Below are 26,824 nucleotides of genomic sequence, written 5' to 3' on the forward strand. Positions count from 1 at the left end.
CCTGTTTGATCTAAACCGAAAAATTGGAACTGATACTTAGTCATATTTTCTTGCTGATCAATACGGAAGCATTTTCATTGGGTGTGTTTTCAATGTTACTAGGGCTTATTTTATTATTGTTTATGTCGGCCATGGTGTCGGGTTCTGAAGTTGCATTTTTTTCATTATCCCCGAGATTGGTAAAAACTTTGGAGACTGATGGGGGAAAGATTTCTTCAGCTGTTCTTGAGTTATTACAGGAGCCCAGAGAATTGCTGGCTACAATTTTGATCTTTAACAATTTTATTAATGTAGCCATTGTATTACTATCCTCATTAATATCGTTAAGTGTATTTATTCCGGCAGATATGGTGATTTTAACCATTAAAGTTAGTGGGAGTATTCAGGTCTTTTTAATTAATGTGGTGCTTATTACATTCCTATTGTTAATGATGGGAGAGGTATTACCGAAGGTATATGCTGCAAAATACCCGATTAAGCTTTTAAGAATTACCGTAATTCCTTTGACGTATATAAATGCGTTTCTAATTAAAACCGGGATTACACCTTTATTAGTAAAATCCACACGTTTATTTATTAATGAAGAGGCAAAGGGGAATTCTCATAAAGTTACTGTTAATGATTTACAACATGCTTTGGATTTGACCAGTAAGACCAATATCGAAGCGGAAGATCAAAAGATTTTAGAAGGGGTGGTAAAGTTTGGAAATACTGATGTCAAGCAAATTATGACTCCGAGGGTGAAATCTGTTTTGATTGAGATCAGCACCCCTTTCCAAGAAGTGTTGAAAATCATTAAAGAAACTCATTTTTCCAGAATACCTGTATATGAAGATAGTATTGATGCGGTTAAAGGAGTTTTGTATGCAAAGGATTTATTGCCTTATTTGGATCGGGAATCCATGAACTGGGAAACTTTGATGCGCGAACCATTTTTTGTCCCGGAGAATAAAAAGATTGATGACCTGTTGACAGAGTTCCAAACAAGGAAGACTCATATTGCTATTGTGGTAGATGAATATGGTGGAGTTTCCGGTATGGTAACTTTAGAAGACGTCATTGAAGAAATTGTTGGGGATATATCAGACGAATTTGATGATGATGAATTGTATTATTCTAAGTTATCTAAGGATTGTTATGTTTTTGAAGGGCAGACCTCTTTGATTAATATGTATAGAGCGCTTGGAGTAAAAGGGGAGAAGTTTGAGAATGAAAAAGGGGAAGCGGATAGTATTGCAGGGTTTGTGTTGGAGATAGCTGGAAGGATTCCGTTGAAAGGAGAGTCGATTCAGTTTAAGAACTATACGTTTACAATTGAATCGGCAGATAGAAGGAGAATAAAAAGTGTAAAGGTGAAAATTGATTCGGATGAAGATTAAAGGGGTATTTGCGATTTTATTGGTGTTTGTTTTAATTGGATGTGCGGAAGAAAATTATGTGCCTAAACCTTTAGGATATGCTCGAATAGATTTTCCTGAACATGAATATCAAAAGTTAAATTCAGAATCTTGCCCGTTTGATTTTGAGTATAGTCAACACGCACAAATCATACCTGTTAAAGCGAAAAATGGTCAGAAATGTTGGTTTAATATCAAGTATCCCAATCAAAAGGCGACTATTCATTTTAGTTATCTGGATGTAGAATCAAAGAAACTAAATGATGTGATTGAGGATTCCAGAAGGCTGGCAATGGAACATCTCAGAAAGGCAGATGATTATGAGGAAAGTGTGGTTTTTGACTCTGCTTCTAAAGTATATGGCGTGATATATGATTTCAGAGGGAGCACCGCTTCAAACTATCAGTTTTATTTAACGGATAGTGCAAGTCATTTTGTGCGTGGAGCGCTTTATTTTGAAGTGACACCTAAAGCGGATTCTTTATACCCAGCTGAACAATACATCGAAACCGATGTGTTCCACATGATCCAATCTTTTACCTGGAAAGAAGACTAAACCGTCTTAAAGTGTATATAAAAGATAGCAGGAGCAATAATGCACCTAGCTGATGGATTAACCCTAACGATAGAGGAACTTGCATTAATAAAGTGAGAACTCCAATAATGAATTGGAAAACTACAATACCCAAAATGATGTTATATCTTTTTTTCGTCTCGGTATCGATAATAGTGTTTCTGGACTTATACCAAATGGCTAATACCATTATTACAACAATATAGGCGATATATCTATGTGCAAACTGAATACCTGAAGGGTTGTTGATTATTGTATCTAAAAACGACCCTGAAAAGACTTCTGGTGAAATGAATTCCCCCGGATTCATATTGGGCCAAAAGTTATGAATGACTCCAGCATCTTTTCCCGCTACAAAAGCACCAAAAATGATTTGAACTGCAAGGGTCACTAAAGAAATCCAGGTAAGCTTTTGAAGTTGAGGTGTTATTGTAGGCTTAGAATCTTCTTTTTGCATAAGGCCTAAAGCCAACCAAACAGAATAACTAATTGTGAAAAAGGCGGTACTTAGATGTGCAGCAAGTCTAAAATGACTTACTCTAGGTTCATGTACCAGTCCACTTGAAACCATATACCATCCAAGAAAACCTTGAAACGCACCCATTCCAAGAAGAAAAGTCAATTGCTTGAGTAGTTTACCTTTTATCAGGCCTTTCCTAATGAAAATGATAAATGGGATTATAAAAACAAGACCAATAAGCCTTCCAAATAGTCGATGTAAGTATTCCCAAAAGAAGATGCTTTTAAAGTCATCTAATTCAAAATGACTATGTGTGGTTTTATATTCTGGAAATTGCTGGTATTGTTCAAAAGTTTCCTGCCAGGCTTCTTCAGATAAAGGAGGGACAGCTCCCATGATTAAATTCCAGTCTACCATAGAAAGACCGGACTCCGTAAGACGGGTAATACCGCCAATTGCTGTCATAATAAATACTAGAATTGCTCCAGTGAAAAGCCAAATAATGACTGGTTTATATTTCGTGGACATGAAATCTTCGATTGATTCCGCGAAATTAATGAAGAATTAAAATATAGTAGTAAGGTAAAAGAATGATTTTGACGACTATTATCTTATTTTAAATAGTGCATCAAAAATTGTCGGCAAATTAATTTTTGAAAGGTCGATAGACTTATCGTCTTCTTCAACTTCAGGTGTTAATTTGGTATTGTCGATGCTTGTTTGAATAGTGGATGAAATAGGATTCGTTGCGGTGTCAGATTCGCTATAATTCAACACTAGTAGTACAAGACCAACCGCGATGAGGATAAATGTTGCAATCTTTTTCATAATACAATGTATCTAAAATAATACGCTGCCGTATCATTCTGGATTATACAATGGAGTGTTAGGACGCACAAAAATAAGTAATTACGTCTGAATAGTAAAAAATGATTTGTAATAAATAGTTGAAGACTAAAATTTTAATAGGTAATTTAAATGGTTAAATGAGCGCCTGATCATCGGTGAAATCAATGTATATTTGTCGTCTTTTTTAGGATTATGAGTAGCGAGTCTCAAGGCGAAATGACGTTTATTCAACACCTCGAAGTGTTGAGATTTCATTTGATGCGTAGTGCCATTGCCATATTGGTATTTACCGTATTGGCATTTATCAATAAGAGATTTCTTTTCGATACAGTCATATTTGGTCCAAAGCAAGCGGATTTTTTCACATTTCGCATGCTCTGTGAATTCTCAGAATACGTATCAACTAAATTTCCAGGACTAATATCGAACCCAGATTTACTTTGCATTGGTGGTGATTTTCCTCCGCTGCAAAATATAGATATGGCAGGTCAGTTTACTTCACATATTATGGTGTCAATGATCGCTGGATTTGTAGTTGCATTTCCTTATATCCTTTGGGAAATGTGGAGATTTATTAAACCTGGGTTGGAAGCAAATGAATCCAGATATGCAAGAGGAATTGTTTTCTGGGCTTCTTTATTATTCATCACAGGAGTTTTATTTGGGTATTATTTAATTGCGCCTTTATCTGTTAATTTTTTCTTTACCTATTCTATTAGTTCGGAAGTGCAAACTTTGCCAACTTTATCTACATATGTATCTACCGTTACAGGAGTAGTGCTTGCGGCAGGTGTGGTTTTTGAGCTGCCATTGATTGTATATTTTTTAAGTAAAGTTGGAATATTGTCTCCGGATTTATTGAAGAGTTACAGAAGACATTTTGTGGTAGCCGCTTTGTTTTTATCGGCAATCATCACACCTCCGGATTTGTTTTCTCAAGTGTTGGTAACGATCCCTTTAATCTTCTTATATGAAGTGAGTATTAAGATTTCAGCACGTGTAGTTGCTTTTAATCCAAAGTAAAAAATACTATTTCTATAACCATCTGAAAACACTATTTTCGCAATGCATGATGAATCCAGAGGGTATGGATTTATCCAGTATTTTAAGGTTAATTCCCGTTTTTTGAGAATAATTTTTGCTAGAAAATTCAGTGTTCTTTTGATCCTCTTCCTGGTTTGTTTAGGTGGAGTACAAGCGCAATACGTCAAAATTCGAGGAGTGGTAAGTGATTCTTTAACCGGAGAACCTCTACCGTTTGTCAATGTAGTTTTTAAGGGGAAAAATATTGGCACAACAACCGACATTGATGGTAAATATATACTAGAATCTGAATGGGGATCCGATCATATTGTGTTCTCTAGCCTAGGTTATAAGCTAAAAGAAGTTAAATTATCGAAGAGCACAAATCAGGAAATCAATGTGCAATTGGTTTCTGTGTCTCAAGAACTAAAGGCTTTTGAAGTAAAGTCTAAAAAGCAACGGTATAAGAATAAGGAAAACCCTGCGGTGATATTGATTCGTAATGTTTTAGAGCATAGAGATGAAAATAGAGGGAAGACTTTTGACTATTTTGAATACGAGAAGTACGTGAAACGTCAATATGATCTAAATAATTTCACTGATAAATTATTTAACGCAAGAGGAATGGAAGGGTTTCAAGTCCTTCGCGATTATGTGGATACTTCAGACTTAAATGGAAAACCGTTTTTACCTATTTTGATTCAGGAAAAAATTTCCAATGTATATCAAAGAAATCATGGCAAGGATATCAAAGAAGTGGTTTCCGCGACAAAACTATCAGGATTTGATAATGGAAATATTAGTTCGGGTGTAGATCAGTTTATGAGTAAGATTGGAGGGGATGTGGATGTATACGAAAGTAAAATTCTACTTTTTGATAAATCTTTTACTTCGCCAATCTCAATGATTGGACCTACTATTTATCGCTATTATATCACAGATTCCACAGTTATAGATAGTGTGATGTATAAGAAACTGGCATTTATGCCAAGAAATCATACGATGATAGCATTCACAGGGCATATGTGGGTAGGTGATTCCACCATGAATTATGCGGTAAAAAGTATAGAGTTAAATCTGGATAAGCGTATGAATATCAATTTTGTGGATGACATGCGTATTACTCAGGATTTCAAGTATAGCAAGGGTGTAGGATGGCATAAAGTCAAAGATATTATGATTGTAGATTTTCAATTGGTAGGAAAAACTACGGGAGTGTATAGTACGAAGACCACAAGTTATTCGAATTTTAAGGTGAATTATGAAAGACCTGATGAGTTTTACAAAAGCCTGAATACGCTTACATATGATGTGGAAGAGGAGCAATTACCGGATGAATATTGGGATGAGCACAGACATGAAGAATTGACAAAAGGGGAAGCCGGAGTTTATGAATTGGCAGATACCATTCAAAACATTCGTCAGTTTAAGACATTTAATATCATCGTCCGATTGTTGGGATCAGCATATTTAGGGGTAAAGAAAGTGGATATTGGGCCAATGACCAGTTTGGTAAGTTACAATACTGTGGAGGGAATTCGTGTTCGTGCAGGTTTTAGAACAAACTTGAAGTTTAGCAAGAAATGGCGTCTGTCCGGATGGGGGGCATATGGATTTGAAGATAAGAGATTCAAATATCGTGGAGAGGTCGAATATTTCTTTAGTAAGAATCCATTTAGGCGATTATCGGTGAGTTATGTCAATAATACGTTCCAACCGGGGTTTGCTTTAAAGAGTATTCCTCCCGATCATTATATGTTATCATTTAGAAGGACTCCGGCTACCAATATGTTTTATGTTCAGAACTTAGGCGTAAAGTATACCCATGAATGGTTTAATGGGTTGCAAAATACATTTGAAGTGAATCTTAGAGATATCAGTGCGACCCGATTCAATACATTGGTTCACGCAGTAACAGGAGAGATTCAGGATGTGGTCGTTGATAATTCGTTTTCTATTGGAACACGTTTTTCGTTAAACGAAAGATTTCTTCAAGGAGAGTATATGCGTAAGCCAATTAAAACAACGGCTCCGGTATTCAAAATGAAATATACTTATTCGAGCCCATCATTTGGAAGTGACTATGAATATCACAAATTGTTTTTGAGAATCGAAAAAAGATTTATGCCGGGTATTCTAGGTTTTACAGATATTGAAATAGAAGGAACTAAAATCTGGGGTAAGGTACCATACCCATTATTAATTATTCATCGAGGTAATGAGACCATCTCCTATGAAAAGAATTCATTCAATATGATGAATTTTATGGAGTTTGCGAGTGATCAGAGTTTAGGCATTTTTATGGAGCATCATTTTAATGGTCTACTTTTTGGTTTTGTGCCATTAGTGAAACATAGTAAAATGAGAGTCGTAGTTTCTGGGAAAATGTTAGCTGGAAGTGTTTCTGAAAAAAATAAGAATATTGAAGATCCTGAGTTAATTTTGAAGCCTGAAAGATTAGGCGGGCTAGCTGGTAAACCATATGTAGAAGGAAGTGTGGGGATTGAAAATATATTCAACATTTTTAGGATTGATATGGTACAGCGTTTTACGTATCTGGATGCTCCAAATATTGGATATTTATTTGGTGTAAAAGGGTTAGGTCCAAGGATTGCATTTAAATTGAAGTTTTAATATGAAGTTGTTTGCAGATAATATAGTTAAGAAATATAAAAGCCGAACTGTAGTGAAGGGTGTTTCTGTTGAAGTATCTCAAGGAGAAATTGTAGGGCTTTTAGGACCGAATGGGGCAGGAAAAACGACTTCATTTTATATGATGGTGGGTTTGATTAAACCCAATGGTGGTAAGGTATTTTTAGATTCGAAAGAAATCACCAAAATGCCAATGTATCAACGTGCGCAATTGGGAATTGGTTATTTGCCACAGGAAGCTTCAGTTTTTAGAAAACTAAGTATAGAGGACAATATCATGTCTATTTTGGAGATGACCAAGTTGTCGAAGGCGGAACAAAAAGCTAAGTTGGAAGAGCTTATCGAAGAGTTTAGTTTAGGTCATGTGCGGAAAAATCGAGGAGACTTATTATCTGGTGGGGAGCGTAGAAGATGTGAGATTGCAAGAGCGTTGGCCGTTGATCCAAAATTCATATTGTTGGATGAACCGTTTGCAGGAGTTGATCCAATTGCTGTAGAAGATATCCAGGCTATCGTACATAAATTGAAATATAGAAATATTGGAATCCTGATCACGGATCATAATGTTCAGGAAACGCTGTCTATTACCGATAGAGCCTACCTGTTGTTTGAAGGAAGTATTCTAAAAGCAGGTACTGCTGAGGAGCTTGCTGCTGATGAACAGGTGAGACGTGTTTATTTAGGACAGAACTTCGAATTAAGAAGAAAGAAATTTGACGCAAATAAAAAATTAGATTAAGCGAATATGGCAAATCAAAAAAAAATAGCACCATCTTTATTATCAGCGGATTTTAGTAGGTTGCAAGAAGATATCACTTTGGTAGAAGAAGGTGGCGCAGATGTACTGCATGTGGATGTGATGGATGGCCATTTTGTTCCAAATATCACTTTTGGACCTTTTATCGTAAAGGCAATTAAAAAATGTGCGTCAATTCCATTGGATGTACATTTGATGATTGAGAATCCGGAACGTTATATTGAAGATTTCGCTAAAGCAGGCTCTGACTATATTACTGTTCATGTAGAAGCATGTACGCATATTCATAGAGTATTGCAACAAATCAAAGCTACAGGTGCAAAAGTAGGAGTGTCGTTAAATCCGGGGACGCCATTAAGTAGTATTGAAGAGGTATTGGGAGATGTAGATTTGATTTTGATTATGTCGGTAAACCCTGGATTTGGAGGACAATCATTTATCCAGGGAGCATTGGATAAGATTAGACGTTTACGCCAAATGTTGAGTGAAAGAGGTTTGGATCATGTGGAGATTGAAATTGATGGAGGTGTCAAATTGGATAATATTGCTGAAGTAGCAGAAGCCGGAGTGGATATCTTTGTGTCAGGATCAGGAATATATAAAGCTGAAGACCCAAAGGATATGATTGCTCAGATGAAGAAGGTGATTGCTTAATTATCGGGTAAGAATAACATAATCACGTAGAAGGTCCTTTAAAAACAGTAAAGGATCTTTGACTTTTTCGTTGATATCTAATTCGAATTTTAGTTTATCCACCATTTCCCATAAGGCAGTCTTGTGAGCCTGGTTAACATTGCGCTGTGCTCTAAAAATCGTTGATTTTACCAATAACATGTCCTTGTCGTTTAATTTCTCTACCTGCGGATATTTAGGAGAGTAATTCTCTTTTGTTTTCATTTCCAAAAGATCATTCAGGGATACGGTCTCCTTTTTATCAAATTTAATCACTGTGGTTCCAGCCATGACATCACCTAATCTTTGACCATACGCAGATGAAATGGAAAATGTAGTAGCCACCATAAAAAGTGATCCATATAAATCTATAATTCGAAAAACCCAACGAATCACATAATCCAATACAGAGGGAGGAGCCCCGGTGAATTTTAGCACCTGAAGTCCAATAGCTTTTTTTCCAGGTGTGCTACCACGCGTAAAGATTTCAAAGAGTAGAGAGTAGAACAATATGATCAAAAAAATCAAATAAATGAGCCAATCACCTGCAAGACCCAAAAAGTTAAAAAGAAGAAGTAGTAGCAAGATTCCACCTCCTAAGATGAGAAAATCAATCAAAAATGCTCCGGCTCTTTGTCCAAGTGTCGCCACCTGAAAATTGATGGAGACCAATGAAGCTGTTTTGGATGTGATTTGTTTCAAAGCTGTGGGTTTTGAGCATGTAAAGGAAAGGTCTTTTTTGATCTTTACCTAATAATTGGAAAATAAATTCATTTTGGAGTTTATAAAGCCCAATACTATTCGTTTGATTTGGTTGTTTCCTTGGTTGAATTTTTTACTTTTATCGACTGAAGAGATGAAAGAAACCAGTTTCATTAGCCAGAATAAGGATAAATGGTCTGAAGGAGAAAAACTTTTTAAAAAAGAAACTTCTAACCCTGAGGAAATTTCGGAGATGTTTGTTGAGGTATCCGAAGACTTATCCTATAGCCGAACTTTTTACCCCCATCGCGGTGTACGTATTTATTTGAATCGGTTTGCACAGGCATTGTTTTTCAAAATAGATATTAGGAAAGTGACGCTGAAGGGGATTAAAAAATTTTGGAAGGAAGAAATACCTTATTCAATGCATCAGTCACGAAAAGATATGCGTCTGGCGTTATTTATCTTTTTTATAGGTGCGTTGATCGGGACCACATCCAATCTATATGATCCTGAATTTGTAAGAGGTATCCTCGGGGATCACTATGTGAATATGACGCTGGAAAACATAGATAAAGGTGATCCGGTAGCGGTGTATAAAAGTCATGGAGCTACAGATATGTTTTTCTATATCACGTTGAATAATCTGATGGTCGCATACCGAACATTCGTCATGGGGATTATGTTTTCAGTAGGATCTGTGCTTATTCTATTTTATAATGCTGTGATGGTAGGCTCATTCCAGACATTCTTTTTTCAACATGGAGTGGGTTTTGAAAGTATGTTGGCCATTTGGTTGCACGGAACTCTCGAAATATCATCAATAATCCTCGCGGGTGGAGCTGGATTAACCCTGGGGAGAGGGCTGCTGTTTCCAGACACATATACCCGATTTGAAGCTTTTCAAATGTCTGCCCAGCGCGGAATCAAAGTCATGATTGGAATTACTCCTGTATTTATTCTTGCAGGGTTTATTGAAAGTTTTGCGACAAGATTTACGGATGCTCCAACAATTATTCGATTGATCATTATTTTGGGCTCTTTGTTTTTCATTTTAGGCTATTACGTTTGGCTACCCTGGCAAAAGAGTAAGAAGGGGTTTTCAAAAGATTTGGGTCTTTATAGAATTCCACCTACCGATACCGAAAAGATTGAGCTTTTAAAAATCAAGGAAATGTCGGAAATGCTTTCTTCTGCGATTAAGTTGATCAAAGAAATGGGAAGTTTTCCATTGAAGATGTCACTAGGTGCAGCGTTAGCTTTTTCCTTTTATTTTATTTATGATCATAGTGATGGTAACCTTTTGGATATTATTAATGGCAGCGGAATCATTACCAATATTTATCGATACTTTACCTACTATCAATTGAATCTGGGATTCTTAATCAATACGGTTTTATTCTTTTTGGTTTTTGGAAGTGTAATTCTGGCTGCGAAGAGGTATTTAAAACCAGAGAAAAAGTTTAGTACGCGTCAATGGGGAGTTTTATTGGTGTTGGTGGTGTTATGGAACTTTATTTTCTTACTTCCTGAATCTGTTTCCTGGTGGGTGTCAATGTTGCTGACACCATTTGTTTTTTTAATGATGGTGGGCGCTTTCTATTGGGAAGAACAAAAGTTAAACGTAAATCAAATTATTTCTGTAGGATGGATTCAATATTATAAAAGCATCGCGCTGTTGGTTGTGATGTCCATTCTGGCTTTTGTCATGATGATGATTTTGTATTCGCCATTTATCTGGACCTATTTTGAAGTGATTCAAATGAATATAGATATGGAGGCGGAAACAGCAGTACAATTGATCGCTTTCATTATTACGTTCGTTTTATCGTTTGTATACTTCTTCATTTATCAAATGATTCTGGTGGGAATGGTGATGGCTTTCTATTCTAATTTGGAAGTCAAGTTTGCATGGGAGTTAAAATCAAGAATATCTAAAATAAAAACCAAAAAGTTTGCTTATGGATTGGAGCGTGAGGTGGATTAGGTTTTTATGGATATTTGGTCTGATGGGTATTATGTTAAGTATAAATGCTCAATCACAAGATTCGGTTCGAATTCATAAAACAGATACAGCCTGGTGGAATGAAGAGACTAAGGGTGTTGAATACTTTTACGAAAGACCGGAAATGAGAGAGGTGAAGCATTCCACATCATCTCCCAAATTTGATTGGGGAAGTGTTGAGTTTTTAAAATACTTCGTGTTGATTTTGATTGCCGGGGTGTTGGTTTTTGTGTTGTACCGGTTGTATGGTCAATCGATGTTTGAGTTTACCTCTTCCAGGAAAGCCAAACAACTTTTAAATATTACTGAGGAAGAATTAGATGAACGATTCTTAGAATTGGATTTGGTTAAAATGCTTAAGATTGCTGAATCTCAGAAAAACTGGAAAATGGCCTTGCGTTTGCGCTTCCTTCAAGTGCTTAAGGCCCTGGTAGATTCTGAGAGTATTCAGTGGCATCCTGATTTAACCAATAGACAAATCTCATATAAACTTCAATTAGGAGAACAACGAACTCAATTTAATGAACTGGTGCGAATTTATGAGTTCGCCTGGTACAGTAATGCGGAGGTGGATGCGCCATATTATTCGCGTGTAAAAGAAAAATTCACATTGTACAGAAAGGGATTTATTACCAATGTTTAAGAACAGTAAAATATGGATTTTTATTGCTGCTGCCATTGGCTTGCTGACCATTTATTTTGTGTTTTTTGGAAAGCCAAGAGTAGATTGGAGCGAAACATATATTCTGGATAAGAAAAAGGCAAAGGGGACTTATTTTATTACTGAAATTCTAAAAAGATATAATTCCGAAAGTGATTTTGAGATTTTAGATGCACCAATTCATATCTCATTAAATAATGTTGAAGAAAGATCAAATTATGTATTTATCGGAGAGGATATTTATCTGGTAGAGAATGATGCTGAAGCATTGATAGATTTTGTAAATAAAGGAAATAATGCATTCATATTTACAGAGAATCTTTCATACGAATTAATCGAAAAGTTAGCATCAAAAGAGGTGGATTTTTACTATGAATCTAGAAATGCCAATGGAGCTGTTTTTAGTTTAAAAGATCCGAGATTAGAAATGGAAGTAGATTCTTCTTTCCATTATGGGGTGTTTGGAAAAGTGAAGAGTCAATGGAGTTTTATTTCGTCTGATAGTTTGGAAACCGTGAATGGAGAAGTATTAGGTCGGGTTCGACTTAAGGGCGTCACTCAGAATTATCATTACATAGATAGTACTGATAGTTATGATTTAGAAATCATAGACACTTTGTGTAATGGTGCGAATTATTTCAGGATAAAACAAGGTCAGGGGTATTTCTATTTTCATACGCAGCCGAATGTTTTTGTGAATGCCTACCTTATGGAAAATAATGATTTGGATTATGTGGATGGTGTATTTGCATATCTAAATGAAGGAGATATTCTATGGGAAGAACATAATTGGATATTCAATAGACCTTATTTAAAACTATATGTACCTAGAACTACCTTTTATCGGGATGATGAGAGTATTTTAAGTATGATTTTAGAAAATCAGGAATTAAAATGGGGCTGGTATGGATTATTGATTATGGCTATTCTTTTTGTCATATTTAATGGAAAAAGAAAACAGGCGACCATACCAATTATTGAAGATAGATCGAATAGAACGCTGATTCAGATTAAAAAATTAGGATATCTGTATAAAGATTCTACAGAGTATTTTGAGATTACTCAGAATATGTTTGAAAACTTCCTGTGGTATTTACATGTCAAACTGAATATTGATACGCATCAGGGAACAGAAAAGATTATTCGAGAAATCGTAAAAGTGACGAAATATGATGAAGAAGAAATCAGAAGCATTTTTACGAGATATCAAAAAATTGAAAATTGGAAATCTGTGACTCATGGAGTTTTTATTAAACTTCATGATGATATAGAAAAGTTTTATCGTAACCTTAAATAGTGATTATGGAAGATAATAAGCAGTTAAATGAAGAACAGAATGGAACCGATAAGGTTCTTGGCAATGTATCTGGTTCTGTTGAAACCAAAGAAGAAATCAAGAAAGAGGTAGCAGAAGATACGACTGTTAGTGAAACAAAAATGTACACCAATATTCCGGTCGAAGATTTACAAAAGTTACATAGTGATGCGGAACGTGTACGTGTAGAGATTTCTAAAATGTTGATCGGTCAAAGTGAGTTGATTGACTTATTGCTGGTTTCTTTATTTACAGGTGGTCACGTGCTATTAGAAGGTGTACCGGGAATTGCAAAAACTTTGGCTGCAAAACTGTTAGCAAAAAGTATTGATACTGGATTTTCAAGAGTGCAATTTACTCCGGATTTGATGCCTGCGGATGTGATTGGTTCAGCTGTATTTAATATGAAAACTTCCACATTTGATTTTCAGAAAGGTCCCGTGTTTTCAAATATCGTGTTGATTGATGAAATCAATAGAGCTCCGGCCAAGACTCAAGCGGCATTAATTGAGGTGATGGAAGAGAAGCAGGTAACCATTGATGGAACTACGCATAAGATGGATCAGCCATTTTTTATTGTGGCAACACAAAACCCAATTGAACAGGAAGGAACTTATCAGCTCCCGGAAGCGCAGTTGGATAGATTCACGTTTAGAATACGTTTAGAATTGCCTGAATTAAATGAAGAAAAAATGATTTTGGAACGTTATCAAAGTGATTTTGCGCAATCATTTGAGAATATCCAAAAGGTACTAAAGCCATCAGATATTGATCGAATTTACAATATGGTGGAGAAGGTATATATCAAAAAAGAAGTGCTAGATTACATTGCAGAAATTGTTGTGAGTACACGAAACTCTTATCAGATTTATATGGGAGCATCCCCCAGAGCTTCACTTTGGTTACTAAAAACCTCAAAAGCTTTTGCTGCACTTCAGGGACGTGATTTTGTGACTCCTGATGATGTGAAGTTTTTAGCGCCATACGTTTTAAATCACCGAATTGTTTTATCGCACGAAAAAGAGTTGGAAGGTGCACCTTCTGAAATGGTCATCAAAGAGTTAATTGAATCAATTGAAGTACCTCGTTAATGCGTGGAATTTATTTAAGTAATCGATTTTATTGGGCATTGTCCGGAATCATTGTCCTTTTTTTTATAGGATACGGGTTGCGTATATCTTTTGATTTAGGGCAATTGCTTTTAGTGGTTTTAATCATTCTGATTTTAATCGATATCGCATTATTGTATTGGCCTAAACACAGTTTGACTGGCTCAAGAGAGATTCCGGAGTTGATGACTTTGGGAGACCAGAATAAAATTACCATCCGAATATATAACCAATATCCATTTAACCTAAATCTTAATGTCGTAGATGAATTGCCGTATCAGCTTCAGGAGCGAAATTTAATGTTGCATGCGAAGGTGAATGGCAATGAATTGTCTCGATTTGATTATGAAATTCTACCAAAAGAAAGAGGGGAGTATAGATTTGGTGTGATTAATATCTTTTTAAATAGTCCGATTGGGTTGGTGCAAAGAAGAATTAAATGCGGAGAGGAACAGGTGGGTAAAGTTTTCCCTTCTGTAAACCAAATGAAAAAATACGAGATTTTGGCGTTAGCGAGAATCTCTACTTTGGATGGAATTAAAAAGATTCGAAAGATTGGTCATAATTATGAGTTTGATCAAATTAAAAATTACGTGATTGGAGATGATATCCGTGCGATTAATTGGCGTGCGACAGGAAAGCGAAATCAATTAATGGTAAATCAATATCAGGATGAAAGGTCTCAGGCTGTTTATGTTTTTATTGATAAAAGCCGAAGCATGGAGATGCGCTTTGAAAAGATGCGTTATTTGGATTATGCGGTGAATTCTGCTTTGGTGATGCTGAATGTTGCGCTTAAGAAATACGATAAAGCGGGTCTCGTGACGTTTTCAGATAAAGTTGGAGCATCTATTAAAGCAGATCGGAGTTCGTTGCAGTTAAAGCGAATTTTAGAGCAATTGTATCGGGAAAAGCCATCCGAAAAGGAAGCCAATTATGACCTGATGATGCGTATCACGCGTAAGATGCTAAATGGAAGATCTTTAATCTTATTGTATACCAATTTTGAAAGTATTCATGCATTGGAACGTCAACTGCCTTATTTAAGAAGGCTAAACAAAATGCATTTATTGGTGGTCGTTTTCTTTGAAGATAAGGAGATTGAAGAATTTTCACATAGTGAGATTGAAGAAGAAGTCAACGTGTATCAAAGAATCCTGGCAGGGAAGTATGTTTCGGAAAAACGCAAGATGCAGAATTTATTGATGAAACATCGCATTCAAACCATCTTAACCACTCCAGAGAATCTATCTATTGATTCATTAAATAAATATCTGGAGTTAAAAGCGCGTGGATTGATATAAAATAAAAAAGCCATCCTCATTTGGGATGGCTTTAAAATCCTATTGAAAAAGAATAAACTATTCTTTTAAACGCTCAACGTAAGCACGTTTTCTGGTATCAACTCTAATTTTATCGCCTTCGTTAATGAATAAAGGGACTCTAATTTCTGCACCGGTTTCTGTTGTTGCAGGTTTTGTTGCATTTGTGGCAGTGTCACCTTTAACACCAGGCTCCGTATAAGTGATCTCCAAATTAACAAAAGCAGGTAGCTCTGCTGTTAAAGGACGTTCTTCTTCTGCGTGGAATACGATAGTTACGATATCACTTTCTTTCATCAAATCCGCATTCTCTAATGCATTCTTTGGTAAGTAAATTTGTTCGTAATCTTCCGTGTTCATAAAGTTAAACCCTTCATCATCTCCGTATAAATATTGATAGTTACGAGTTTCCACACGTACTACATCAATTTTTGCACTGGAAGGGAAAGTGTTATCTACCACCTTTCCACTTGTTAAACTCTTCAATTTAGTACGGATAAAAGCAGGACCTTTACCAGGCTTAACGTGAAGGAATTCAACAATTTTATAGATGTCGTTATTGTGCATGATACACAATCCGTTTTTAATCTCTGAAGTATTTGCTAAAGCCATATCTTGTTTAGTTTATTGGACTTTTAATAATACCATTTTTAGAATTAGCGATAAACTCTAAAATTTGGGTCTTTATTTTTGAATCCTTAACAGTGAAAGTAATATCATCAACTCCTTTCGCTATCGTTGTATTGTGAATATATAGTTTTTTATAAATCTCTTCTGCTGCACGGATATCTTCTTCTGGCACACCTCTACGTTTCATACCAATCGAGTTTACACCTACAAATGCTAAAGGTGTTCTTGCTGCTTTTACAAATGGAGGTACATTTTGACGAATGCCTGACATTCCACCTACAAAAGCAAAAGATCCGATACGCACAAATTGTGCGATACCCACCTGACCTTCAATAGTTGCGTAATCCTCAATAGTCACGTGTCCGGAAACGCCAGCTGAATTCGCTAAAATACAGTGGTTTCCAATAATACAATCATGACCAATGTGCGTATACGCCATTAGTAAGGTGTGATCCCCAACACGTGTTTCCCATCTGTCATTTGTACCTCGGTTGATGGTTACACATTCTCTAATTACAGTATGATTTCCTACGATCGCTTTTGTAGGTTCTCCTTTATATTTAAGATCTTGTGGGTCTGCACCAATCACCGCACCTGGGAAAATATGACAGTCATGTCCTATTTCAGTACCATTCATAATGGTCACATTGGATTCAATTTTTGTGTTGTCTCCAATTTTTACGTCCGCTTCTATTGTTGAGAAAGGGCCAACATGTACGTTTTCCCCAAGTTGTGCATCTGGATGCACATATGCTAAGTTACTAATCATTATTAGTTTTTGTTTCTTGAAATTTGCGCTAAGAGTTCACCTTCAGCAACGACTTTGTTTCTAACGTAAGCAGTCGCTTTCATATTGGCTAGACCTCTTCTAATAGGCGCGATGAGTTCCAAAGATAATACCAAAGAATCTCCAGGGACAACTTTCTGTTTGAATTTGACCCCATCTATCTTTAAGAAGTATGTTGAGTAGTTCTCCGGATCTTCCACTGTAGATAAAACAAGGAACCCTCCTGCTTGCGCTAAAGCTTCTACGATAAGTACTCCAGGGAATACCGCTTCTTCCGGAAAGTGCCCATCAAATACAGCTTCGTTTCTGGTAATATTTTTTAATCCAACTACATGCGTTTCTGAAAGCTCCAGAATTTTGTCAACCAAAAGCATTGGGTAACGATGTGGAAGTTTATTCTCTATATCCTTGATGTGGTAAAGTGCCTCTTTGTTTAAATCGAAATTGATTTGTTTCTTTTGTTTTAGCACCTGTTTCTTGAGCTCTTTTGCAAAATCTTTGTTTCCTGTATGTCCAGGACGAGCAGTTAAAATGTGCGCGCGGATATGCTTTCCAACTAAAGCAAAATCACCAATTAAATCCAGTAATTTGTGTCTTGCCGGTTCATTTTGGAAACGTAATTCAACGTTATTTAGAATTCCACGATTTGTAGATTCCAACATAGAAGCAGGCTTGTCAAATGCTTTTGAAAGCTTTTGTTTGTCCTCTTCTGAAATTTCACGATCAATCATCACAATCGCGTTATCCACATCTCCACCTTTAACCAGACCAGCATCTACCAATTGAACCAATTCACGTAGGAAAACGAAAGTTCTACATGGAGCGATTTCTTTTTCAAATTCGCTGATGTGGTACATACTTGAATGTTGTGTGCCTAATAATGGAGAATGGTAATCTACCATTACAGTTACTCTATAGTGATCGTCAGGAACAGCTAAATATTCAGCTCCACTCGCTTCACTTTCGAACTTCATTACCTCGTTCAGGTAAAAATATTCTCTCTCTGCATCTTGTTCTTCAAGTCCTACTTCAAGAATTGCATCTACCCATTGTTTGGAGCTACCATCCAGAATTGGAACTTCAGCACCATCAATTTCAATAATAGCATTATCTACATCCATTCCGTATAGTGCAGCTAATAAATGCTCGGTAGTATGTACTTCTGAACCATTTTGCTCTAGTGTAGTACTTCTGGTAGTAGTGGTTACATTGCTAACATCTGCTTTGATTGTAGGTTGTCCATCAACATCCATTCGTTGAAATACAAACCAGGTATCCACTGGGGCAGGTTTTACAGTTACAGTTGCGAGTTGTCCAGTATGTAGCCCGACTCCTTTAATTGTAAACGGAGCTTTTAGCGTTTTTTGATTTACAATCATCTATATAGTTTCAATTACGACTTAAGATTTTTTATCTCCTTTTTTAGATCATTTATATCCGAAGCAAGTTTAGGAAGCTTACGGAAATAAACATATGATTTCTTATAATCCATTACCGGGAATGCTGGGGCACCTTGTTGAATACTGTTTTCTTCAACAATATTACCCTGAACACCACTCTTAGCAGCAAGCTTAACACCATCTGCAATTTTTTGGTGTCCGGCAAATCCTACTTGCCCGCCAAACATACAGTTCTTACCGATAATCGTAGAACCAGCGATACCTGTTTGTGCCGCAGCAACAGTGTTTTCACCAATTTCAACATTGTGACCTACCTGAATAAGGTTGTCTAGCTTTACACCTTTGCGGATAATAGTAGAACCAATGGTACCACGATCTACAGTAGTATTGGCACCAATTTCAACATGGTCTTCTAAAACCACATTTCCAATATGATATAATTTTTGATAATTATTCTCCTGATTCGGTTGGAATCCAAATCCTTCACTTCCGATTACAGCTCCAGGCTGAATCGTACAATGATTACCGATTATAGAATCATCTTCAATGGTTACATTGAAGTGAAAATGACAATCCGATCCAATTTTCACACCATTACCTATGCTTACACCAGCTTTAAATCTACAGTTGTCACCTACTACAGTATGATGACCGATGTATACATTGGCGCCAATGTATACATTTTCACCAACGGTGGCAGATTCTTCAATTACTGCAGTTGGATGAATTCCCGTTTGACTGTTTTTGTACTGGTGATAAACTTCAAGGATTTTACCAACAGATAACCTTGGATCCTCTACACGAATTAATGTCAAAGTAGATGGAAGTTCTTTTTCTGCTTTGAAATCATTACTTACAATGGCAGCACTTGCTTGAGTCGTATATAAGAACTTAGCATATTTTAAATCAGAGAGAAAGCAAACCGAACCTTCTTTACCTTTTTCAATTTGAGCGAGATCATTTAACAATACTTCTGAATTTCCTTCCAGATTCCCTTCTAATAATCCGGCCAATTGCGCTGCGGTAAATTCCATGATGTGATTTGAATATACTTTGTTTTGTACGCGCCAAAAATAATGCTAAAATGCTGTTTTGCCTTGATATCAAGGCAATTTTATTAACATCCCATATCGGTAAAAAGGATAGATGGTTTTTTAAGGTTTTAATGGGTGTATTTACATGACTTTTGGTGCGTCTAAATTTGAGGATATTCACTAGCGTATTGATGATTATTTCCAGCCATAAATGGAAAGAACAGAAAGAACCCTACAGTTCCTCCATCCATGTGAAGTAAAATTAAATTGTGATCTTTGGTTAGCCCAATATAATTGAAATGATCTTGTAACGTCCAGAGTAAAGGTCCGGCAGTATAATGTGTTTCCCAGTTTCTTTTGGTTTTAAAGTATCCGTTTTTGAACTTTCCCTTAATTTGAATGGTGTCAATACAAACGCCATGCGCATATTTTTCTATCAAAATAAGCTTGCGGGAAATTGCTTGTAAATGAACAGAATCATAAGGAGATTTAGTATGTTCTTCGCGGGTAGAGATTAAAGGGAGATTCTTATGCGAACAATCAAAAGCCCCGGAAAGAAAAGTGTAATTTTTAGATGTTAGTTTTTGATCTAAACCCTTACGTTGAGCAGTTTTCATTGTGGAACATGCCCCCAATAGGAAAAGAGAAAAGAATGCTATTAAAAAGTACGTTTTCAAATCTTTAGAATGAGAATAAAAACGTGAAATTCATTGACCTATTGTTATCTTACATAACAAAGGAAGTGTTTGACAACCGGTTCCGATAAAACGGAAATATTGAGTAGTGCAGCATCTTCTCCAATATTGTGAACAGATCCGTCTTTGTGTAAAATCTGGATATGTTCTGACTTTGATTTAAATGCCCGGTTCTCTACTTTTCCATTAAATACGAAATATTCAGTTTCTTCTGCTGTTAATCCGATTTTTTGAGAAGCTTCTTGAATTTGATTGTCAATTTCTTCTTTGGTAAATGGATTATCACTAAACTTCACTTTAAGTAAAGACCTTTGAATGAGTCTTTGTGAAAGCTGACTTAAGATTTTATCCTCGCAATTTTGCCACACTTTAATGGCACTGATCACATCAAAATCATCAAGTTGTGAAAAGAGATTTAACAAATCGGGTTGTGTTTCAAAATCTTCTTTTGACACACTGTTTTGTAAGAAAAACTTTAGCGCAGGGCTGGCAAATAATTCTGTTCCCGATCTGCTGATTTCTGCAGCTCGTTTCATAATGTTAACCAAAAGATTTTCAGCACTCAATACTGTTTTGTGTAAATATACCTGCCAGTACATTAATCTTCTTGCGATGATGAATTTTTCAATGCTATAAATTCCTTTTGCTTCAATAACCAGGTTGTCATTTGCTACATCAAGCATCTGGATGATTCTATCCGAACCAATCACACCTTCACTTACTCCGGTAAAGAAACTATCGCGCATCAGATAGTCCAATCGATCCATGTCCAATTGGCTGGATACCAATTGATGTAAGAAAGCTTTGTGATAGGTGTTGGTGAAAATTTTAATCGCTAAATCCAACTTGCCATCAAACTCTTTGGATAGCGCTTTCATGAATTGAATGGAAATGTCTTCATGACTTACTCCTTCAATAATGCTATGTTCCAATGTGTGAGAAAATGGTCCATGCCCGATATCATGCAATAGAATGGCCAAATAAACGCCCTCTGATTCTTCGGGTGTGATTTCATGTCCTTTTTGACGAATAACCGCAATCGCACGGTTCATCAAGTGATATGCCCCTAAGGTGTGTTGAAATCTGGTATGATTCGCTCCGGTATAAACCACATTGGTGAGTCCCAGCTGGTTGATTCTTCTAAGTCTTTGGAACCAAGGGTGTTCAATCATATCGTAAATAATTCCACGATGGATAGAAATAAAACCGTACAAAGGATCGTTAAAGATTTTCTTTTTAATAATCGTTAAATCGGACATAAATAATACATTAGTTAAATAGTAAAACCGTTCCTTTGTTGGGAATCAATTGTTAAGACAAAAATACAAACTATGAGCGTTAAAATTCTTTGGGCAGACGATGAAATAGACTTATTAAAACCACATATTTTTTTCTTGAAAGAAAAAGGTTTTGAAGTTCTAGAAGCTAAAAGTGGAGATGATGCACTTGAAATTTTGGAAGAAGAAGAACATATGGATATTGTGTTTTTGGATGAGAATATGCCGGGTTTAACCGGATTGGAAACTTTGAGAAAAATAAAATCTAAAAACTCCACTTTGCCTATCATTATGATCACGAAGAGTGAGGAGGAAGAGATTATGGAAAGTGCGATTGGTGGTCAGATTTCTGATTATTTGATTAAACCTGTGAATCCAAGTCAGATTTTACTTTCTATTAAAAAGAATCTGGATAAGAATAAACTGGTAAGCGAGAAAACTACGGCAAATTATCAGCAGGAGTTTAGAAATATCGGAATGCGCTTAGGTGATCGTTTGGATAGTTCAGAATGGATTGAGTTGTATCAGGATATTGTGTATTGGGAAATCGAATTAGAGAAATCGGGTGATGACAGCATGAAAGAGGTTTTTGCGATGCAAAAGTCGGAGGCGAATGCACAGTTCTCTAAATATGTGGCGCAAAATTATCTGGATTGGATTAATGATGAAGAAGAATCTCCAATGATGTCACATAGACTGTTGGCGCAAAAAGTTTTTCCGATGCTTAAAGAGCAGGAGTCATTATTTCTTGTGGTGATTGACAATTTAAGATACGACCATTGGAAAATCATGCGCCCTATGTTGGAGGAGTATTTTAGAGTAGATAGTGAGGAAGCCTATTATGGGATTTTACCAACGGCAACGCAGTATGCAAGAAATGCGATGTTTGCAGGGATGATGCCTTCGGAAATTGAGCGTATGTTTCCGAAAATGTGGTTGAATGAGAATGATGAGGGAGGAAAAAATCAGTATGAAAAAGAGTTTTTAGAAAATAATCTGAAGAGAGAAGGGAAAAACGTGAAGTTTAGCTACAATAAGATTACAAATCTGGCTAATGGGAAGAAACTGTTACAAAATCTTCCGAACTTAATGAAAAATGATTTGAATGTGATTGTGTACAACTTCGTTGATATGCTTTCGCATGCGAGAACTGAGATGGAGGTAATTCGTGAATTAGCGGATGATGAAGCGGCATACAGGTCCATTGCTAAAAGTTGGTTTGAACATTCGGCATTATTTGAAATGATGAAAATCATGTCGGACAAAGGCTGCAGAGTTGCGGTAACGACAGATCATGGAAGTATCAAAGTGGGAGAGCCCACAAAGGTGGTTGGAGATAAGAATACGAATACCAATTTGCGTTATAAAGTGGGTAAATCGCTTCAGTATAACGAAAAAGATGTGTTGGCTGTAACCAATCCAACAGAAGCAGGGTTACCAAAAGTAAATGTGTCTTCGGCTTTTGTTTTTGCCAAGGAAGATAAATTCTTCGCTTATCCGAATAACTACAACTATTATGTAGGTTATTACAGAGATACATTCCAACATGGTGGGATTTCTTTAGAAGAATGTTTGATCCCGTTTGTGACATTGAATCCGAAGAATTAGAAAGATTAAATATCATGATAAAAGCCTTTAGAATTTTCTAAAGGCTTTTTTGTTTTTTTAATATTTGATGAAATAATTAACCATTTAATAATCATAATTGAGAAAAGTATGGTTTAAATTAGTCAGCGAATTTTAACCCTTATGTAATGATGTAGATTATGACCCATGATAAGTTTAAATCGAATCAAAGTATAAGGCGCAATATTAACTTTTTAAAACCTATAAATTATGAGTGGAAACGCTGTAACCTGCAAACAGGTGTGTTATTTAAATTCTATAGCAGAATTAAGACAAAAACAAAACTCTTCAGTTGGAGATATTGTTATTACTAAATCGTATTATGGAGATAATAACGGAGGAGGTAATGAATTTGAGTGTATTTCTGTCACTTCAACCGGATATACAGATAATGCTGGAACAACGATTATTGGCAATGATAATAGAGTTTGGAGGGCTGTTGTTAAAGACTATATATATGTTGAACAGTTTGGCGTACGTGATGAATCAGTCTCACAAGATTCTACCATCCAAATGCAAGCTTGCTTTGACTATTTTAAAACATCTCTGGAATCTTCGTGTTATTCGGAAACAAAGAATGTTTACATGATTGAATCCTTGACTTTGGATGATATGAAAGATAATTGCCGAATTGACTTACAATGTACATTAAAGAAAACCGTTGCCGCAGTTGATGCTATGGTTAGATTTTCTGCACAAACTAAACCTATGAAGGGGATTTATCTGAAATTAAATTTAGATGGTAACGGAGATAATCAGACAACTTATCAACCTAATACATCATATGACTATTATCCGGTCAAAGAGTATTTTGGACACAATCCTCCTGTTGGTTTTGCATATCCAATTGGAACAGGTTTATATATTACAGAAGCAGATTATGACTTATCGTATATTGAAGATTGTGTAGTTAATGTAAATGGATGGAATTGGGGAAAAAGCTTGATCTACGGGAATGCTGTGAAAAGCATTCGTTATGAGAGTATTATAGCTGATACTGTATTGTTACACCCTTTAGGAATAGCAGCACCTTATAATCCTGATCGTAAAAAATATACTATGCAAGTGGATTATATTAAAGCGTATAGATGTGGAACTATTTTCGATATTTCAGCCCCAGTAAAAAATGATTATGATTATAGTGCAGAGTGTAATATAGTAAGAGCAGAAGGGGAAGAAGTATGGTTAAATTCTAAATTGTCTGGGGCCTGGAGCTTAACGGTCCAGTCGATATTATTTTATAATTGTGGGACTAACCCAACACATAAACTAGCTGTAGGAGATGAAAATAAATACTTTGCATATTGGAAAACTGAACAAAGCGAACATTATGGGATACATTTTGATAGTATCACAGCAATAAAATGTGTTCGAGCAGGAACCTTTTCAAATGGGTATATTGGAGAGATCAATTTGATTGATCAGCAATCTACTGCGGTAAGCTTACATAATATGACTGTAGAAAAAATGTCAATTACTGGAACTGATAAAGATGTGCCTGCAAATGTTTTACCAGGGGTAATTGACTATAATTCAAAGATTGGAACTTTGTGTTTTGAGAACGTGATTTCAGATATTGCAACAACCTTATTTCCATTATCTGGTTATTTTCAAGGATATAGTATTTATACGAGCAGTGGGAATTGCATTATAGATAATATAATTTTTAATGGTTATAGGAATACTCAAGCATGGTGGTTGATATTGCCGAATGTTACTCAGTTTGTAATTAACAACATCTTATTTTTGAAGAATCAATACTTTGAGACGCATCATGGATTGAATAATTATGCCACTAATGGGGCTGCATTTTTAACCTTATCTCAGGTTGATGGAGCGAAAGTAAGTTTGAAGAATACCGATTTCACCAGAAATGTCGAAATTACCGATCCAAAGGGAGTCTATTTTAGATCAGTTACAACCTTAAGAAAACCTACATTTATTTTAAAAGATGTTATAGGAATGATTTATTCTTCAGGTTGTGTTTTACCAATGAATTCTACAACGTTGGTTTCTAGTGCGGAACGTTCTGGTAATATGTATCAATGGAATAAAGATGGGATAGACTATTATTCAGATCAAGAACCAGATACAGAATTACCGAATGGTCAGATAAAGAATGTAACAGTAAAATCGGTGTCTTCTCTACCCTTGATCCTTCAAGAAGGATATTACGTTTATATATCTGAATTAAAGAAAATAGCCACCCTCTCAGGCTCTATATGGTTAGATGCAACTGGAATACAGTGTGTTGGTCCTTCATCTGTTTGGAATTCATTGGATAAACCATTTGGATTTAAATATTATGATACAGATACATCTTCGGTTAGAGTTTATGATACTCAGATTGTGTCTTTAACCTGGGCAGAGTTAGTGACTAGAAAAGCTAATAATCAAGTTTTTGTAGGAGATGTTTATATAGTAACCGACCAGTCGAATAAACAAATCCTTATACAGGCGATTGACTCTAATAATGATTATTGGTTTAATAAAGTGGATACATCAGGTAATTATACATCCTATAAGATTGTATAGTTTATTTTATGAAATATAGTGAATTAAAAAGCCTTTAGAATTGTCTAAAGGCTTTTTTTGTGACTGATTTTAAAGTAAAAGCGCTTTGAAATTTTAAATTTGTCGTGGTTCCACACAAAATCAAAGCTTTTCGAACCGACTTATTATACTAATTTTCTTAATCAAAAGAATGAGGTCAATTTGGATGTCCGTTTGGATAATTGTGCTAGGTCTGAATTCGTTATGTGCGCAGGAAACGATTGCGCCAGAAGTAAAGAAACTACCATTTATCCGATTAAATTATCAGTCTGGAGGAGTGCTTCCCACAAACAATTTTTTGAAAGGAGATAATGCCACAGGTCAACCTATAAATGCCTATCAAGCAGGAGCTTTAGAGTACGGGTTACAAACCAATGGAGAAAAAGAATGGCATCATATCTGGGGGATGCCATCCGTAGGAGTTGGGCTCTATACCGTAGATTTTTTTAATGATGAAGAATTGGGACATCCTGCAGCATTATATGGATTTTTCAACAATACTTTGATGAAATGGAAGAAGTTTGAATTGCATTTTGAAGGAGCCGCTGGAATGACTTTTAATTGGAAGCCTTATGATCCTGAAATTAATCCTTTTAATGTAGCCATTGGATCGTATAACACGGTGTATCTGGATTTTGGTTTTCGTGGACAATGGAAGCTTGGAAAAAAATGGCAGTTGGATTTGGCGTATACTTTTACGCATTTCTCAAACGGTGCAACTACGCTACCCAATATGGGTATAAATATGACAGGTCCGAAAGTAGGTTTGGCATATCATATCCATGGAAATGATCCGGTTTTTTACCCGTTGGAAAGAAAAGAGTTTGAGCCTAAAAATGAATTTTTTGGAGATGTGAAGTTGAGCACGAAGCAGGTTAAATTTGATACATCCATCACACAGTTGTCCACAGAATATTTAGGAATCAACTACAATGTTTTTGGTTTGAGTTTGGGATATCTGAGACACTTTCACAGTAAGTGGAAATATGGTGGAGGTATAGATGTGGCATACGATGAAAGTACAACCGCACAGTTGGATGTGGTGAACGGAATTTATGATCCTCAAGAAACAGAATCACAGTGGCATTGGAATATGAGCGTATTTGCTACCGGACAGATGGTGGTAGGGAAAACCTCATTTTTTGCTGATTTGGGGTATTACCTGTTTAGAAAAGAAATTCCTGGACAGACACCAGATTTATATCAAAGATTTGGAGTAAGATGGAATGTTTACAAAGGAGTACAGCTGGGAGCTGCATTGAGGGCATACAACTTTGGAATTGCGGATTATATTGAATGGAGTATTGGATATAAATTCTAGAAC

General features: G+C 36.0%; 23 protein-coding genes. 14 read left to right on the top strand and 9 right to left on the bottom strand.

Annotation, left to right across the window (positions count from 1 at the left end):
• The first annotated feature begins 92 nt into the window (after positions 1 to 92).
• Entirely contained in the window at positions 93 to 1,379 is a 1,287-nt protein-coding gene (gene gldE, locus KFE94_09685) for a gliding motility-associated protein GldE (GenBank protein UTW68252.1), read from the top strand.
• Entirely contained in the window at positions 1,369 to 1,953 is a 585-nt protein-coding gene (gene gldD, locus KFE94_09690) for a gliding motility lipoprotein GldD (GenBank protein UTW64953.1), read from the top strand. Before gldE ends, gldD begins: the two co-directional genes overlap by 11 nt.
• Here the strand turns inward: gldD and KFE94_09695 are convergent.
• Together KFE94_09695 and KFE94_09700 are read right to left on the bottom strand one after the other, a co-directional pair.
• On the bottom strand, positions 1,934 to 2,959 hold the full coding sequence (locus tag KFE94_09695; protein UTW64954.1) for a COX15/CtaA family protein: 1,026 nt from the start codon (positions 2,957 to 2,959) through the stop codon (positions 1,934 to 1,936). The genes gldD and KFE94_09695 overlap by 20 nt on opposite strands.
• 78 nt (positions 2,960 to 3,037) lie before the next feature.
• Entirely contained in the window at positions 3,038 to 3,259 is a 222-nt protein-coding gene (locus KFE94_09700) for a hypothetical protein (protein UTW64955.1), read from the bottom strand.
• Positions 3,260 to 3,472: 213 nt separating this feature from the next.
• Between KFE94_09700 and tatC the strand changes: the two genes are divergently transcribed.
• From tatC to KFE94_09720, 4 genes are all read left to right on the top strand, one after another.
• A complete protein-coding gene (gene tatC, locus KFE94_09705) occupies positions 3,473 to 4,303 on the top strand; it encodes a twin-arginine translocase subunit TatC (protein ID UTW64956.1) in 831 nt (276 codons plus the stop codon).
• Positions 4,304 to 4,405: 102 nt separating this feature from the next.
• The gene (locus KFE94_09710) at positions 4,406 to 6,937 is read left to right on the top strand and encodes a carboxypeptidase-like regulatory domain-containing protein (protein UTW64957.1); all 2,532 of its coding nucleotides are present in this window, start codon (positions 4,406 to 4,408) and stop codon (positions 6,935 to 6,937) included.
• Between the two features lies 1 nt (position 6,938).
• Complete coding sequence (gene lptB, locus KFE94_09715; protein ID UTW64958.1) at positions 6,939 to 7,694, top strand: LPS export ABC transporter ATP-binding protein; 756 nt, start codon at positions 6,939 to 6,941, stop codon at positions 7,692 to 7,694.
• 6 nt (positions 7,695 to 7,700) lie between these two features.
• On the top strand, positions 7,701 to 8,366 hold the full coding sequence (locus KFE94_09720; GenBank protein UTW64959.1) for a ribulose-phosphate 3-epimerase: 666 nt from the start codon (positions 7,701 to 7,703) through the stop codon (positions 8,364 to 8,366).
• On the opposite strand, the gene KFE94_09725 is transcribed toward KFE94_09720, so the two are convergent.
• Entirely contained in the window at positions 8,367 to 9,086 is a 720-nt protein-coding gene (locus KFE94_09725) for an RDD family protein (GenBank protein ID UTW64960.1), read from the bottom strand. It abuts the gene before it with no gap.
• Between the two features lie 73 nt (positions 9,087 to 9,159).
• On the opposite strand from KFE94_09725, the gene KFE94_09730 reads away from it, so the two are divergent.
• From KFE94_09730 to KFE94_09750, 5 genes are all read left to right on the top strand, one after another.
• Positions 9,160 to 11,073, top strand: a complete 1,914-nt coding sequence (locus KFE94_09730) for a stage II sporulation protein M (protein ID UTW64961.1) — start codon at positions 9,160 to 9,162, stop codon at positions 11,071 to 11,073.
• The gene (locus KFE94_09735; GenBank protein ID UTW64962.1) at positions 11,048 to 11,734 is read left to right on the top strand and encodes a DUF4129 domain-containing protein; all 687 of its coding nucleotides are present in this window, start codon (positions 11,048 to 11,050) and stop codon (positions 11,732 to 11,734) included. Before KFE94_09730 ends, KFE94_09735 begins: the two co-directional genes overlap by 26 nt.
• The gene (locus KFE94_09740) at positions 11,727 to 13,049 is read left to right on the top strand and encodes a hypothetical protein (protein ID UTW64963.1); all 1,323 of its coding nucleotides are present in this window, start codon (positions 11,727 to 11,729) and stop codon (positions 13,047 to 13,049) included. Before KFE94_09735 ends, KFE94_09740 begins: the two co-directional genes overlap by 8 nt.
• 140 nt (positions 13,050 to 13,189) lie before the next feature.
• The gene (locus KFE94_09745) at positions 13,190 to 14,158 is read left to right on the top strand and encodes a MoxR family ATPase (protein UTW68253.1); all 969 of its coding nucleotides are present in this window, start codon (positions 13,190 to 13,192) and stop codon (positions 14,156 to 14,158) included.
• Positions 14,158 to 15,480: a DUF58 domain-containing protein gene (locus tag KFE94_09750; GenBank protein ID UTW64964.1), complete on the top strand. Its 1,323-nt coding sequence runs from the start codon at positions 14,158 to 14,160 to the stop codon at positions 15,478 to 15,480. The genes KFE94_09745 and KFE94_09750 overlap by 1 nt, the downstream gene beginning before the upstream one ends.
• A gap of 57 nt (positions 15,481 to 15,537) precedes the next feature.
• Here the strand turns inward: KFE94_09750 and efp are convergent, their stop codons facing one another.
• The 6 genes from efp to KFE94_09780 all read right to left on the bottom strand — a co-directional run bounded on the left by efp (position 15,538) and on the right by KFE94_09780 (position 21,303).
• Positions 15,538 to 16,110 carry an elongation factor P gene (efp, locus tag KFE94_09755; protein UTW64965.1) on the bottom strand — a complete coding sequence of 191 codons (573 nt, stop codon included), beginning with the start codon at positions 16,108 to 16,110 and terminating at the stop codon, positions 15,538 to 15,540.
• 7 nt (positions 16,111 to 16,117) lie between these two features.
• Entirely contained in the window at positions 16,118 to 16,897 is a 780-nt protein-coding gene (gene lpxA, locus KFE94_09760; GenBank protein UTW64966.1) for an acyl-ACP--UDP-N-acetylglucosamine O-acyltransferase, read from the bottom strand.
• 2 nt (positions 16,898 to 16,899) lie between these two features.
• Positions 16,900 to 18,294, bottom strand: coding sequence for a bifunctional UDP-3-O-[3-hydroxymyristoyl] N-acetylglucosamine deacetylase/3-hydroxyacyl-ACP dehydratase (locus KFE94_09765; GenBank protein UTW64967.1), 1,395 nt, complete (start codon positions 18,292 to 18,294; stop codon positions 16,900 to 16,902).
• A 14-nt stretch (positions 18,295 to 18,308) separates the two neighbouring features.
• Positions 18,309 to 19,349, bottom strand: a complete 1,041-nt coding sequence (gene lpxD, locus KFE94_09770; GenBank protein ID UTW64968.1) for a UDP-3-O-(3-hydroxymyristoyl)glucosamine N-acyltransferase — start codon at positions 19,347 to 19,349, stop codon at positions 18,309 to 18,311.
• A gap of 161 nt (positions 19,350 to 19,510) precedes the next feature.
• A complete protein-coding gene (locus KFE94_09775) occupies positions 19,511 to 19,966 on the bottom strand; it encodes a hypothetical protein (GenBank protein UTW64969.1) in 456 nt (151 codons plus the stop codon).
• Positions 19,967 to 20,070: 104 nt separating this feature from the next.
• Complete coding sequence (locus KFE94_09780; protein ID UTW64970.1) at positions 20,071 to 21,303, bottom strand: HD domain-containing protein; 1,233 nt, start codon at positions 21,301 to 21,303, stop codon at positions 20,071 to 20,073.
• Between the two features lie 72 nt (positions 21,304 to 21,375).
• Here KFE94_09780 and KFE94_09785 point away from each other — a divergent pair, with 72 nt between their 5' ends.
• The 3 genes from KFE94_09785 (at position 21,376) to KFE94_09795 (ending at position 26,821) form a co-directional block, all read left to right on the top strand.
• Complete coding sequence (locus tag KFE94_09785; protein ID UTW64971.1) at positions 21,376 to 22,929, top strand: PglZ domain-containing protein; 1,554 nt, start codon at positions 21,376 to 21,378, stop codon at positions 22,927 to 22,929.
• Positions 22,930 to 23,157: 228 nt separating this feature from the next.
• A complete protein-coding gene (locus KFE94_09790; protein ID UTW64972.1) occupies positions 23,158 to 25,482 on the top strand; it encodes a hypothetical protein in 2,325 nt (774 codons plus the stop codon).
• Positions 25,483 to 25,651: 169 nt separating this feature from the next.
• A complete protein-coding gene (locus KFE94_09795) occupies positions 25,652 to 26,821 on the top strand; it encodes an acyloxyacyl hydrolase (protein UTW64973.1) in 1,170 nt (389 codons plus the stop codon).
• The last annotated feature ends 3 nt before the right edge of the window (positions 26,822 to 26,824 follow it).

The sequence above is a fragment of the bacterium SCSIO 12643 genome (assembly GCA_024398135.1).
In the GTDB taxonomy this organism is placed as follows: domain Bacteria; phylum Bacteroidota; class Bacteroidia; order Flavobacteriales_G; family Salibacteraceae; genus CAJXZP01.

Bases quoted from the DNA above. Each gene is read 5' to 3' on its own strand.
- KFE94_09790 (UTW64972.1), top strand. From the start codon at position 23,158: ATGAGTGGAAACGCTGTAACCTGCAAACAGGTGTGTTATTTAAATTCT.
- KFE94_09750 (UTW64964.1), top strand. From the start codon at position 14,158: ATGCGTGGAATTTATTTAAGTAATCGATTTTATTGGGCATTGTCCGGA.
- KFE94_09735 (UTW64962.1), top strand. From the start codon at position 11,048: ATGGATTGGAGCGTGAGGTGGATTAGGTTTTTATGGATATTTGGTCTG.
- KFE94_09745 (UTW68253.1), top strand. From the start codon at position 13,190: ATGTACACCAATATTCCGGTCGAAGATTTACAAAAGTTACATAGTGAT.
- KFE94_09765 (UTW64967.1), bottom strand. From the start codon at position 18,294: ATGATTGTAAATCAAAAAACGCTAAAAGCTCCGTTTACAATTAAAGGA.
- lptB (UTW64958.1), top strand. From the start codon at position 6,939: ATGAAGTTGTTTGCAGATAATATAGTTAAGAAATATAAAAGCCGAACT.
- lpxD (UTW64968.1), bottom strand. From the start codon at position 19,349: ATGGAATTTACCGCAGCGCAATTGGCCGGATTATTAGAAGGGAATCTG.
- efp (UTW64965.1), bottom strand. From the start codon at position 16,110: ATGGCTTTAGCAAATACTTCAGAGATTAAAAACGGATTGTGTATCATG.
- KFE94_09740 (UTW64963.1), top strand. From the start codon at position 11,727: ATGTTTAAGAACAGTAAAATATGGATTTTTATTGCTGCTGCCATTGGC.
- lpxA (UTW64966.1), bottom strand. From the start codon at position 16,897: ATGATTAGTAACTTAGCATATGTGCATCCAGATGCACAACTTGGGGAA.
- KFE94_09775 (UTW64969.1), bottom strand. From the start codon at position 19,966: ATGAAAACTGCTCAACGTAAGGGTTTAGATCAAAAACTAACATCTAAA.
- KFE94_09795 (UTW64973.1), top strand. From the start codon at position 25,652: ATGAGGTCAATTTGGATGTCCGTTTGGATAATTGTGCTAGGTCTGAAT.
- KFE94_09785 (UTW64971.1), top strand. From the start codon at position 21,376: ATGAGCGTTAAAATTCTTTGGGCAGACGATGAAATAGACTTATTAAAA.
- KFE94_09780 (UTW64970.1), bottom strand. From the start codon at position 21,303: ATGTCCGATTTAACGATTATTAAAAAGAAAATCTTTAACGATCCTTTG.
- KFE94_09720 (UTW64959.1), top strand. From the start codon at position 7,701: ATGGCAAATCAAAAAAAAATAGCACCATCTTTATTATCAGCGGATTTT.
- KFE94_09700 (UTW64955.1), bottom strand. From the start codon at position 3,259: ATGAAAAAGATTGCAACATTTATCCTCATCGCGGTTGGTCTTGTACTA.
- gldD (UTW64953.1), top strand. From the start codon at position 1,369: ATGAAGATTAAAGGGGTATTTGCGATTTTATTGGTGTTTGTTTTAATT.
- tatC (UTW64956.1), top strand. From the start codon at position 3,473: ATGAGTAGCGAGTCTCAAGGCGAAATGACGTTTATTCAACACCTCGAA.
- gldE (UTW68252.1), top strand. From the start codon at position 93: ATGTTACTAGGGCTTATTTTATTATTGTTTATGTCGGCCATGGTGTCG.
- KFE94_09695 (UTW64954.1), bottom strand. From the start codon at position 2,959: ATGTCCACGAAATATAAACCAGTCATTATTTGGCTTTTCACTGGAGCA.